The organism is Parabacteroides faecis, assembly GCF_014647375.1.
Classification (GTDB): domain Bacteria; phylum Bacteroidota; class Bacteroidia; order Bacteroidales; family Tannerellaceae; genus Parabacteroides; species Parabacteroides faecis.
On record NZ_BMPB01000004.1, the window covers coordinates 423,015 to 436,265 of the forward strand.

General features: G+C 43.1%; 6 protein-coding genes. 5 read left to right on the forward strand and 1 reads right to left on the reverse strand.

Features of this window, described 5'->3' with window-relative positions:
* Nucleotides 1-441: 441 nt before the first annotated feature.
* The gene (locus tag IEY67_RS07645) at nucleotides 442-4,350 is read right to left on the reverse strand and encodes a two-component regulator propeller domain-containing protein (RefSeq protein WP_229800996.1); all 3,909 of its coding nucleotides are present in this window, start codon (nucleotides 4,348-4,350) and stop codon (nucleotides 442-444) included.
* A 307-nt stretch (nucleotides 4,351-4,657) separates the two neighbouring features.
* Here IEY67_RS07645 and IEY67_RS07650 point away from each other — a divergent pair, with 307 nt between their 5' ends.
* The 5 genes from IEY67_RS07650 to IEY67_RS07670 all read left to right on the forward strand — a co-directional run.
* The gene (locus IEY67_RS07650; RefSeq protein ID WP_183669021.1) at nucleotides 4,658-7,855 is read left to right on the forward strand and encodes a SusC/RagA family TonB-linked outer membrane protein; all 3,198 of its coding nucleotides are present in this window, start codon (nucleotides 4,658-4,660) and stop codon (nucleotides 7,853-7,855) included.
* A gap of 12 nt (nucleotides 7,856-7,867) precedes the next feature.
* Nucleotides 7,868-9,730, forward strand: a complete 1,863-nt coding sequence (locus IEY67_RS07655; protein ID WP_122357048.1) for a RagB/SusD family nutrient uptake outer membrane protein — start codon at nucleotides 7,868-7,870, stop codon at nucleotides 9,728-9,730.
* A gap of 23 nt (nucleotides 9,731-9,753) precedes the next feature.
* Nucleotides 9,754-11,337: a sulfatase family protein gene (locus IEY67_RS07660; RefSeq protein WP_122357046.1), complete on the forward strand. Its 1,584-nt coding sequence runs from the start codon at nucleotides 9,754-9,756 to the stop codon at nucleotides 11,335-11,337.
* A 150-nt stretch (nucleotides 11,338-11,487) separates the two neighbouring features.
* Nucleotides 11,488-11,985 carry a hypothetical protein gene (locus tag IEY67_RS07665; protein ID WP_183669023.1) on the forward strand — a complete coding sequence of 166 codons (498 nt, stop codon included), beginning with the start codon at nucleotides 11,488-11,490 and terminating at the stop codon, nucleotides 11,983-11,985.
* A 723-nt stretch (nucleotides 11,986-12,708) separates the two neighbouring features.
* Nucleotides 12,709-13,251 (forward strand): Rpn family recombination-promoting nuclease/putative transposase (locus IEY67_RS07670; protein ID WP_189086821.1); only part of this gene is annotated, 543 nt, incomplete at its 3' end.

Sequence of the window (13,251 nt, forward strand, 5' to 3'; positions counted from 1 at the left end):
AAGGCTTAACCGGCTTCACTGCTTCGGCGAAAGACTGCGCTGAAAAATCCGAAACTCGCTGCGCTCAGACAACGGATTTTTTTAACCGCTTCGTCTTCCTCCTTCGCGGACGTTCACCCGCTTAGGCCTTTCCTAGGAAGCTCGGCTTCCTTTTATGATTGCCGATACCGACACCTATATAATATAACAGGTGCTTTTGGTTTTAACTGACAGTATCGGCCATCATAAAAGAACGCTTTGCGTTCTCTGAAAGGCATCAGCTGGTGAGCGTTAAACGCAGCAGCCGTAGAGAGCGTCCGGAGCATCCGCTGTTTGAGCGAAGCGAGTTTCGGAGGCGACAGCGAACGCAGGATGCGGAGTAGCGAGGTAGGTGCAGCCTTGAACTTTTGGTTACTTTTCTTTCAAGAGAAAAGTAACATTCAATTCTGATAAATATTGAATCTACCCTTTTCCTGCCTCTGCATTATTTCTGTATTGCGATGGGGGCATTCCTTTGATCTGTTTGAACATCGTGCTGAAATGACGGGGGTATTCAAACCCTACGGCTTCGGATATTTCTGTGATATTCATCCTCGAATGGAGCAGTAACAGCGAAGCCTTTTCAATACGGATCATATTGATATAGTCATTGACCCCCATATTGGTCAGTGCCTTTAGTTTGGCATAGAGCGGCGTACGGCTCATGCCCATTTGAGTGGTCAGGAACTTGACATCGAGTTCACGGGAAGAGATATTGTCATGGATCAGCTTATTCAGTTTCAACATGAATTCTTCATCCAGATTGTTTGTTTGTGCCGGGATTGCTTCGGCCAGATGCAAATGGCTTTCTTTATATTTCTGTTTGATCGCCTCCCTGTTCTTTAATTGGTTGACAATGACGGCTAGCAACAGTTCCATATCGAACGGTTTTGCCAGATAAGCATCTGCTCCGAGTTTATATCCCATTGTCGTGCTATCCAGGTCGCCCCTGGCGGTGAGCAGTATCACCGGAATATGGCTGGTTGCCATATCTTCCTTGATCTTTTTACATAATTCATATCCGTTCATCTTCGGCATCATAATGTCGCTGACGATAATGTCCGGATGCTTCTGGTTGATTATTTCAAGCGCTTCCTCTCCGTCACCTGCCACATAAATGTTTTTGAAAGAATCGAGCAGGGCTTCTTTCAGGAAAGAACTTAATTCCTTTTTATCTTCCACTATAATAATGGAATAGTTATTTGTAGAGAACACGTCGGGTTCGGATGGCGTGTCGACTGCAAACCATGTATCCTGTCGGTTCTCTTCGTCCAACTGTTCTCCACGATCGTCTCCGAGCGGAAGTTCGAAGAAGAAAGTAGCTCCTCCGTCGTCATTGTTCATGGCTCCAATGGTGCCGTTATGCTTCTCTATCAGTATTTTGGCAAAAGAAAGGCCGATGCCGCTTCCGGATTGTTCGTGATTTCCCTGATAATAACGTGTGAACAGTTTGTTCGCATCCAGATTACCCAGACCGATACCCTGGTCCGCTACACTGACACGTACTTTTCCATCTTCCAACTGACTGGAAACAGTGATCGTCGTATCTGTAGGACTGAATTTAAGGGCATTCATCAGCAGATTCGATAAGACGGTCGTACATTTCGCCCCGTCGAATGTAACCTGACGGATGTTTTCATCCAATTGGTATTTTATCCTGATATTCCGGGCTTCCAGTTCGCTTTCAAAATCTTTGGCAACTGATACGATCCACTCGTTCAGTTGGTAAGGCGTCTTGTGTAAAGCGGTCTTTGTTTCTTTCAGACTGTTCATGTCCAGTACCATATTGATCGTGTTCCGCATGTCCAGCACTTGTTTGTATATGCCTGCCAATTGCCCTTTCATCATTTCCGGATCGTTCCATCCTTTTTTGTCGAGTATCCTTTTCAGCGGGGCATAGATCAGGGTCAGGGGCGTACGCAGTTCGTGACTGATATTGATGAGGAAATGTACCTTTTCTTCATTCATCCTGTTGGTATGCTCCTTCATTTGCCATTGCATCTTTCTGTTCCTGCGTCGGCGCGATACACGGTCGGTCCAGAAGAGCATCAGGGTCAGCAGAATAATAAAAATAGCAAAAACGTAAGGACGTTGATACCAGGGAGGAGTTACCGTGATATGAAGCACTTCGGCCGGTTCGCTCCATTCTCCGCTTTTCGAATTACAGGAGACCAGGATAGAGTAATCGCCCGGAGCCAGCATGCGTAAAGAGAGGATATGGTTGTATGTTTCAGTATATTGCTTGTCTGTCCCATTGATCATGTAACGGTACAGTTTGTTTCTGAACACGTCCTTTTCCATAGAGATTACTTTTATTTCTATCGAGCTGTGCGTATGAGGAATGGTTATCCGGTTCTTACCGCTGGCTTCGAGTTGGTCGATACATGAATTTCCGTTCAGTAAGACGTCCATAAGCCTTACCTCCGGCAGGGGAGCTTCCTTAGTGGATATATTTTTGTTGATGCGGAGCAGTCCGGAGGCTCCTCCCAGATAGATATAATCCGAAATAGAAGAAACCTGATATTTATAAATAAACTCATTCGTGGTATAACCGTCCGATTCTCCCCATGAGGCAAACCGTTTCTTTTTCAGGTCATACGAGAATAACATATTACGTGCTCCGATCCACAGTCTGTCCTGGTCGTCCAGCAGCAAAGTCGAGACACTGTTGAAGAGTTTGGTTTCGATCTTGGTGAACACTTTGGTCTTTGAATCGAAATAGCCGAAACCATATTCTGTCCCGATCCAGAATATACCGTTTTTATCGCGGGCAACGGCTTTAATGGCTTCGTGTGTTCCTATGCTGAGAAGTGTATATAATGTATCGTTGCCATGATGGGCTTCATAGAGTTTATTACTTTGGATGATGTATGCGGATCTGTCATCGGTACAAACCATTTTCATCGGTCCGACGGCCAACTTATTCCCGTCGATTTTCAGGAATGAATATTTACCGGTCCGGAGATTGTGGCTGATAGCATTTTTGCCGAGAAAATAGGACCATTCATCTGTTATACGGTAAGCCATAGAGGCATTACCGCCATGAAACTGGTCGATCGTGGTCGCTTCGTCGATCACATAAAAAGGACGGCTGTAACGCCCTGTCTCTTTATTGAACAGGTAGAGACCTTTCGTGTATAGGGAAACAAGCAGTTCTGAATCGGAATAATCCGTTATGGAAACGACTTTATCTCCGTAGGTGGCCGGATAATGTTTGAATGTATCGGTATAGGGGTTATACTGATTGATGCCGCCTCCGTCTGTCCCCAACCATAAACGCCCTTTTTTATCTTCGTGGATACTGCTGACCGATATGTCGCTCAATCCGTTGGTATTATTGAGAGGCACGTCTTTATATGTTTTCATGAAAACTTCTTTAATGCCTATCATACCGCCACGTACTGTCCCCACCCAGATATTCTCCTGTTTGTCTTTATAAATGCATTTGATGGAGTTTACCGGGATCGTACTCATATCCCCGGGAGTGTGCATGATAGCGGTCATATCGGAAGGATCATCCATATCCATGATATTGATGCCTCCGCCATCGGTGGTGACCCAGAGTTTATTGTTTATCTCCATGAAGTCGAGGACCAGGTTCGAGGTCAGTCTGGAATTTCCGGCGTGGATAGTATACAGTTTTTTGCCGTCCGGAGCATAACAGACGAAACCTTTATTATAAGAGGAGAGATAAAGTCTTTTCTTGCTGTCCAGGTATATGGCATTCAAACCGGTCTGAACCGGATAGTCGGTAGGGGAGAGCTGGTCGGTGATCGGATTGTATCTGAGAACGCCTTTGTATTGGGAAACCAGTAATAGTTCGTCCTTATCCCAGGTTTTTATGTAGTAAGGACTGAAATTGGAAGAATCCTCCAGCAGGACCGGCCTTTTGCGGAATGTCTGCTTTTTATAGTCGTAAATATATATCCCTTCGTTGGCTGTGAACAGGATCGAACCGGAAAGTGAGCAGAATGAATAGGAGATGATCGCTTTATCTTCAAATTTAGCGGGACGGAATGAGTCGCTGCTTTTATCATACAGGGTTAATCCGTTGTTGGTCGATATCCAGATGTTGTTTTCGGCATCTTCGGCTATAAAATAGATTGTGTTGCCGGGTAAAGAATGTGGATTATCTTTTTCATGATAATAACTTTTCATGTCGTAACGGTCGAAACAGTTCAGACCGGAAGCTGTGCCGATCCATATCAGTCCTTTGTTGTCTGCCAGGATACAATGGACGGTCGTCTGCGATAATCCTTTGTCGAGCCCCAACTGCTGGAAATAGTAGCTGGGATTAGCTCCCCTTCCATATCCGGTGCAGGTGAAAAACAAGAACAAAATGTATAATATCCTAAAAATATAGCTGTTCCCCATAGTCTCCTATTCTAATCCGCAAATGTACTAAAACATGTCCAAAGATGAAAGTATTCGGCATAATCAGAACATTAGGATGGTTTTTGACATGAAAAGTACGTTTGTTGACGTCGGGATATGACGGAAAATGCAACTTTGCCTTTGCAATTATTAACTAATCGAGAGTGCTTATGAAATAGGACTGATTTGATGTTATTAGATGTAAGTTTGAAGAAACTTGTCTGTCTTGAGAAATTAAGTATGTTATTATTAAATTTAGTGTTTTATGAAAAAAACTTTTCTAACATTTTTCTTGATGTTATTTTGCCTGGTAAGCTTTGCTCAGCAAAATGTGACCGGGATTATTCTTGAAGAAGCTACGTCAGAACCCCTGGCTGGAGCAGCTGTCCAGGTGAAGGATTCACAAAGTGGCACGATAGCCGATGCGGATGGCCGTTTTTCCATTTCGGTATCGCCCGGACAAACATTGTTAGTCTCTTATATCGGTATGATCTCACAGGAAATTCTGATAAAGAGCGGTATGAATGATATAACCGTAAAGATGCTCAGTGATGCGGTTGATATTAATGAAGTAGTAGTTGTAGGTTATGGTGTACAGAAAAAAGTGAATCTGACTGGTTCCGTATCAGCCGTTAAAGGAGAGGCTTTGGAACGTCGTCCGGTTGCTGATGCTGTACAAAGTTTGCAAGGTATGGTACCGGGTTTGCTGGTAAGCAATTCGGATGGTGGCCGTCCCGGAGGTGCAGGTACTTTGACATTGCGCGGGCAGGGAAACCTGGATAATAATGCTAATCCTTACGTATTGGTTGATGGCGTGGAAATGAGCCTTTCGGATGTAAATCCCAGTGATATTGAAAACATATCCGTTTTGAAAGATGCGGCGGCTTGTGCCATCTATGGTGCACGTGCTGCTTATGGTGTAATCCTGGTGACGACAAAGAAAGGAGAAGAAGGTAAAATGCGTGTGAACTATCAGGGTACGGTAGGTTGGAGTGCTCCGACAGTTTTACCCGATATGGTCGATTCGTACTCTTTTGCACAATATTGGAATGCAGGTTGTGTCAATGCCGGTTCACCTCGTTTGTATAGTGATGAGAAAATGGCTTTGTTACAGCAATATATCAAAGATCCGAGCAGTGTCGATCCCTGGTTTGAGTTACCGGCTAACTCAAATATGAACCCGGCTTTTGAAAACTCGGAGTCTGGTGTCGGCAATGTGGACTATTTCGATTTACATTATAAGAACTGGGCTTTCAAACAGAATCATAATGTCAGCCTGAGCGGTGGCGGTAAAGCGGCACAATATTATATTTCCGGCGGATATTATTCAGAAGACGGTATCCTTCGTTATGCCGACATGGATTATAAACGTTATAACTTTGCAGCCAATATCACTTCACAGCTGACGAGCTGGATGAAACTGAAAGTAAATACGAAATTCATGCATTCTGACCAGAATACGCCGTTTGGTGACGGTGGTATCAGTGAAGGTTTCTACCATTCACTGGCTCGTTTCCGCCCGACAGTTTCTCCTGTCGACCCGAACGGACATTTTACGGAACTGACAATGATTCCTTATCTGCAGAGTGGAACTTATACGAATACGCAGCGTGATAATATGAATATTACAGCCGGTTTGGATATCCAGCCGCTGAAGAACTGGTTTATATTCTTCGATTATACTTATAAATTAGGTAATAAGGAATATGAAGCACTGAATGTCAGTCCGCTTATTTATGGAGCTGACGGCGTAAGTACTTCCAAAGGGGTACGTTCTGAGCTAGGTATGTCTCCTGACGGTAAATTTACCCGTAGTTATGACCGTTCACGTTATCAGTCGATCAATTTGTATACAAATTACCTTTTCAGCATCGCTGAAAAGCACAACTTTACTGTAATGGCTGGTTTCCAAGAAGAAGATTATGATTACAGCCTGATGAAAAATTCGATCACAGGACTTTATTCGACCAGCAATCCGAACGTAGGTATGGGGACCGGTGACAAAACCGTTGCCGATACTCGTAACGGCTGGGCTACCCGCGGTTTCTTCGGACGTATCAATTATGATTACGACGGACGTTATCTGTTGGAAGTGAACGGACGGTATGACGGTTCTTCCCGTTTTGCATCCGGACATCGCTGGGGATTCTTTCCTTCTGTTTCATTGGGATGGAACATCACCCGTGAACAATTCATGAGTTCTGTAACAGATGTACTGTCTAACCTGAAACTTCGTGCTTCTTATGGTTTACTCGGCAACCAGGCCGGTGCAGCATTATATACTTTCGCTTCGACAATGGAACTCAACAATGTCCTGGGTAACTATATTTTCTCTGACGGACGCCATATTTTTACAAGAGCGCCGGGTGTGGTAAATCCGACAACTACCTGGGAAAAGGTGGAAAGCAAGAATATTGGTCTTGACTTTGGTTTCTTAGGAAACTCGTTGACAGGTACGCTCGATATCTTCCAGCGTGATACGAAAGATATGTTAGGTCCCGGTGTCGATTTCCCTGATTTCTTCGGAGCAGATGCACCTAAGACAAATAATGCCCGTATGCGTAACCGGGGTTGGGAGTTGGCTTTGAATTATCGCGGACAGATCGGTAATGACATCCAGTATACAGTCGGAGGTTCTATCTCTGATGCGATATCTGAAGTAACAGAATATGCGAACCCGACAGGAACCAATCCGAAAGAGAACTGGTATACCGGTAAAAAGGTCGGTGAAATCTGGGGTTACCGTGCCGATGGCTTGATCCAGACACAGGAAGAAGCGGATGCTTACAACGAAAAATACGACCTGTCATTTATCAGTGGTAAACCTTGGACGCCAGGGGATGTGAAGTATCGTGACCTGAACAATGACAATAAGATCAATAACGGAACCAATACTTTGGACGATATGGGTGATATGACGGTTATCGGTAATACGACCCCGCGTTATCAGTATACTGTGAACGGTTCTATCAGTTGGAAAGGTATTAGTCTGAGCATGATGTTCCAGGGGGTCGGCAAGCGTGACTGGAATCCGGGAACTGGTGCTTATTTCTGGGGAAGCGGTCCATATGCACAGGTGACCGTATTTAAGGAACATATGGATTACTGGAGCGAATCGAATCCAGGTGCCTATTATCCGAAACCCTATATCCATACTGCAGGTGGTGTGGTTCCTTTCAGTAACAAGACAATGACTACCAGTGACCGTTATATTCAGAGCGGTGCCTATTGTCGCCTGAAGAACCTGACGATCAGTTATGATCTTCCGACTATATGGACAAATAAAGTGGGATTACAGAAAGCCCAGGTCTTCTTCTCGGGTGAAAACTTACTGACTTTTACAAAGTTGAAAGGTATGTTTGATCCGGAAGCGATCTACACAAAGAATGATTACACCAGTGAGGGTGGAAAGAATTATCCGATGAATCGTGTACTATCTGTCGGTTTGGTTATTAACTTATAATTTAGAGCTTTTATGAAGAAAAGAAATATATTTTTAGGTTTGGCATTGGCGTTCAGCCTTTCCGGGTGTTTCGATCTGGATAAAATGCCGGAAGGAGTACTTTCTACTGCACAGCCTTTCAGTAGTACAGGTGAAATGAGAAACTATTTGGACCAGTTTTATCAGACTGGTAATCCGAAATATCAAGATGATAAAATAAAAGTGAATTTTGGTGACGGCTTGCGTACACAAGACTTTGGTGCCGGTGGAGGAAGTGGTATTGCCGGTTATGATACACATAGCGATAATATGTCGGCAAGTTCCGTAAGTGCACGCCTGGCAGGAGAAACAACGTTGAGCGGGGCTTCCAAGCTGACGAATTATACGGCTATCCGTAATCTGAACTTTTTGTTGACTAATTTGGAGAACTGTGCAGAGCAAGGAAGTGCCGATTATAACCAGTATGTGGGTGAAGCCTATTATTTCCGTGCCTGGTATTATTATAAGATGTTTATCGATTACGGGCCGCTGACCTGGATCAGTACTCCGCTTGATCCGAATGCGGAGGAAATGCTTTTGCCGCGTGACAGCCGTACTACTATTGCTGATAATATTCTGGCGGATCTGGATAATGCTATCTCTCATTTAGGTGAACAAAATAGCAGCGGTTCCATGCGTGTCCATAAAGATGTGGCACGTGCTTTGAAGAGTGAAGTTGCTCTTTTTGAAGGAACCTGGGAAAAGTATCACAAAGCGAAGGGAGATAAGTTCTTCGATCCTTCAGTAACTGATGAAAAAATTCGTGACTATCTCACACAAGCTGTTAATGCAGCGCAAGCTGTGATGGACCGTGGTGTATGGAAAATTTATTCCACAGGTAATGAGCTGAATGACTATCGTCAGATGTTCCAGACGACTGATTTATCGGCTAACCCAGAAGTACTTTGGTTCAAAATGTATGATGGCGACCAGGTGGGAAATAATGTGAATCGTTATTTGAATCAGGGGGGTGGTAGTGTCGGAGTGACGGCATCGTTGATCGACGATTATCTGACGAAAGACGGCAAACCGTTTGTCGGTGCCGCTCTTATAAATGCAAAGAAGGTATTTGGTAATGAGTTATTACCTACCGTACGTGACCCGCGTTTGTCACAAACGATCTGTATGCCGGGACAACAGCTGCGTCCGGATGATACGCCTCCTTATTATGTTGTTCCGCCGCTGATCGGTTCTTCTTCTTATAACCAGAATATGACAGGTTATTCTTTGCTGAAATATGTGCAGATCGATTATACCGGTAGTTTGGATGCCGAATTCAAGGGAGCTACTCCGGCAATTCAGTTCCGCTATGCCGATATCCTGTTAAATTATGCAGAAGCGTTAGCAGAGTTGGATGGAGCCGCAAATGCTCAGAAAATTATTGTAGCTTTGCAACCGTTACGTGACCGTGTCGGCATGCCTGCCGTTGATTTTGACAGAGAATATAATCAGGAATCCGATTATCCGTTCCGTCATTTAGATAAATATATTCAGGTTGTTCGTCGCGAACGCCGCATTGAAAAGGCTTGCGAAGGTCGCCGCTTGGAAGATATCCTGCGTTGGGCTGCTGCCGAAGAACTGATCGTTGGTAAATGGCCGAAAGGAGCGTTGTATACCGGAAGTGATCTGGAAAACCATCCGAAATATGAAGGAAAGTTGATTTATGACCAGGCTTCCGGAAACAATCTTTTCCTCACAGGAAAACCGGGTGATGCCTTACGGTACGTAGTACCGACGAATCCGGCCGGTTACGGACAAGGATGGAAGTTTAATGTCGGTCGCGACTATCTGTTGCCTATCCAGCCTCGTATGCTGTCGTTGACAGGAGGTAAATGGGAGCAGAATCCGGGTTGGTAAACTCATTTATATAAGCAAAATATATGAAAAACGTTAGATCTACAGTATTATTTTCTTTGACAGGAGCAGCGGTGTTGGCATCGTTGCCCTCCTGCAAGGAGAAAAAAGTGGCAGAGGAGGCTAAGAAGCCGATGAATATCCTCTACATTATGTGTGATGACCATTCGTACCAGACTATCAGTGCGTACGATAACCGGTTCATCGAGACTCCGAATATTGACCGGATCGCCAAGGAAGGAGTTCGTTTTACCAACAGTTTTGTTGCCAACTCGCTGAGCGGTCCCAGTCGTGCCTGTCTGTTGACGGGTAAGCATAGTCACAAGAATGGCTTTACCGACAATACGAAAACGTTTGACGGTGGCCAGCAGACTTTTCCTAAATTGCTGAAACAAGCCGGTTACCAGACTGCTATCGTCGGTAAATGGCATTTGACTTCCGAACCGACCGGATTCGATTACTGGAATATCCTGATCGGACAGGGAGATTATTACAACCCGCATTTCATCGATAACGGTGAGAAGAAACAAATAGAAGGATACGCCACCAATATAACGACCGATCTGGCAATCGACTGGCTGGATCAGAAAAGGGATAAGGATAAACCGTTCTGCCTGCTTCTGCATCATAAGGCTCCGCATCGTACATGGATGCCCGATACCTGCGACCTGGAGTTGTATAAGGACGTTGTTTTCCCTATTCCGGAAACATTCTATGACAAGTATGAAGGCCGTGTTGCCGCCTCTCAGCAGGAAATGAGTATCATCAAGGATATGGACCTTGTCTATGACCTGAAACTGGCTGACAAAGAGAATGAAATACATTCCAATCCGGGACTGGAAAAAGCCGGTCGTGCAATGTATAATAAACTCAATGCGGAACAGAAAGCTGCCTGGGACAAACATTACGAACCGATCATCAAGGAGTTCAAAGAAAAGAAACTGTCCGGTAAAGCATTGGCAGAATGGAAATACCAGCAGTATATGCATGATTATATCCGTGTAATCCATTCGGTTGACCGCAATGTGGGCCGTGTCCTGGATTATCTGGAAAAAAATAACATGCTGGACAATACGATCATTGTCTATACATCAGACCAGGGATTCTATATGGGTGAACATGGCTGGTTCGACAAACGTTTCATGTATGAAGAATCTTTCCGTACACCGATGTTGGTTCGTTATCCGGGTGGTATAAAAGGCGATATTCCTGAAATGGTTCAGAACATCGACCATGCTGCTACCTTCCTGGAACTGGCGGGTGCTCCGGTTCCTGAAGATATCCAGGGCGATTCTTATCTGCCGTTGCTGAAAGGCGAACATCCGAAAGACTGGCGTACTTCCTTGTATTACCATTATTATGAATTCCCGGCGGAACATATGGTAAAACGTCATTACGGAGTACGTACCGACCGTTATAAACTGATGCATTTCTATAGTGACATCGATATGTGGGAACTTTACGACCTGCAAAACGACCCGATGGAAATGAATAATATTTATAACAAACCCGGAACGGAAGAGATCACGAAACAATTAATGGACGAACTCCATAAATTACAAAAACAATACGACGATCCGATCGAATCGGAACTGGCAAAGAAAAGCTGATTGAATAAGTGAAATAGGTAAAGGAGATGTGGAGAGTTGTACCCCTGAAGTTGAACAAAAAGGCTTCAGGGGCTCTTTTATATATGAATAGATTAGACTTGCTTAATCTGAAATGTTTATTTTTGCACAAACAATAAATCAATATACAGTATGAAATTAGTCTTCTGCCTGATTCTGCTTTTCTTTATTTCTACATTGAGTGTATTCGCTCAATGGGAGAATGAAAAGGATGCCCGTTATACGATCTGTTTTTATCGGGAAAACAGAAAAGAGGGTAAGTGGGTGAAACAAACTATTTTAATAGATTCGGTATCTTATTTGAAAATAGGTAATAGGGGCAGGGCCATATTCGATATAACAACGAATGTAGGAGATACATTGGATTTAAAGATTTATTATAGCTCGTTAGGCCAGAAAAGGGATCAGGATATTTTGTTGCCTGTTAAGCATACTAATGATACTGTCTATATAAAATCTTGTTTCTATGTGGAGAACTATAATCCGTTGACCAGTAGAAAACCTGATTTCTGGGTGGATGGAATAATAATGGATAAAGAGTTAGGAAGAAAAGAATTTACCGATAACGAATATTTTAAAGATAAAGACGGTAAAAAGATAACAAAGATAGAAATAAAGATCGATCGATAGATGTCAGGTTCTATCTCAATAAAAGTTCTTTAATAAGAATCCTTCATTCCTTCATCTCTGTGATATCTTATTAATAATCTTTGTTTTACATCTGAAGGATAATGATCGGGATGAAGGAATTTGCTTTGTTAACAGGTAGAAAAGAAGTAGGAGTCGGCTAATTGATAATTAGGGGCGGCCTAATAGTCTTCTATTCTGAAGGTTATATATATATGATCGTTTGTCATCTGTCGAATGCTTGTTTGACAAATGTGCTACAAGCGTTTTTCAATTGTCAAATAAGCGTTCGATAGCTGTCAAACAAAAGAAAAGACAGAACAATTGAATTAAATAGTCATAGGCCGCATGTTAGACTAAGGTTAACTAACAGATAACTTTTCAATAGATACTTCCTCTTTTTATAGTATCGGATATCATTACAGATGAATAAAAAAGAACTTTCTTTTATGTCAATTGTTTTCATTCATGTATAAACGATAGATAATCAGTCCTATAACGCATTAGATGAATAAATGAAGGAATTATTAAAAAAAACTTTTATTGTATCAGTATATCTTATATCTATAAACAAAATAAAGCATTATATTGTAAGCTTTGCTTTATAAAAGATTCAATTATTATCATGTTTGAAACAAATAGTCTCCTTTCTTTTTTACCCGAAGGAAATATTCTATATCTTTGTCACACCGCTTGTTATTGAGCGGCAACCAAAATACTTTAGTTATGGGAAAGTTTATCAATCCCTTCACCGACTTCGGTTTTCACCGGATTTTCGGTCAGGAGGTACACAAAGAGTTATTAATTGATTTCTTAAATCAGCTGCTGGAAGGCGAACGCCATATCAGCGATATCACCTTTCAAAATCCGATCCTCCAACCGGAAACGATTGAAGACCGGGGAGTGATATTCGATATTCACTGCAAGGATGACAATGGCGGTTGGTTTGTGGTGGAAATGCAGAACGGAGCCCAACCCTACTTTTACGACCGGGGTATTTATTACTTATCGCGGGCTATCAGTAACCAGGGGGAGAAGGGTAAAGACTGGAAGTTTAACCTGTGCCCGGTATACGGTATCTTCCTGTTAAACTATAAGATGGGAATGAACTCCAAATTCCGGACAGATGTTATATTGGCAGACCGTGATACCGGACGGATGTTTAGCGACAAGATCCGGCAGGTATATCTGGAGTTGCCTTGGTTTACGAAAGAAGCTGATGATTGTGAAACAGATTTTGAACGTTGGTTATATTTATTGAAACATATG

Coding starts and splice junctions, on each gene's coding strand:
- IEY67_RS07665 (WP_183669023.1), top strand. CDS start 11,488: ATGAAATTAGTCTTCTGCCTGATTCTGCTTTTCTTTATTTCTACATTG.
- IEY67_RS07650 (WP_183669021.1), top strand. CDS start 4,658: ATGAAAAAAACTTTTCTAACATTTTTCTTGATGTTATTTTGCCTGGTA.
- IEY67_RS07655 (WP_122357048.1), top strand. CDS start 7,868: ATGAAGAAAAGAAATATATTTTTAGGTTTGGCATTGGCGTTCAGCCTT.
- IEY67_RS07660 (WP_122357046.1), top strand. CDS start 9,754: ATGAAAAACGTTAGATCTACAGTATTATTTTCTTTGACAGGAGCAGCG.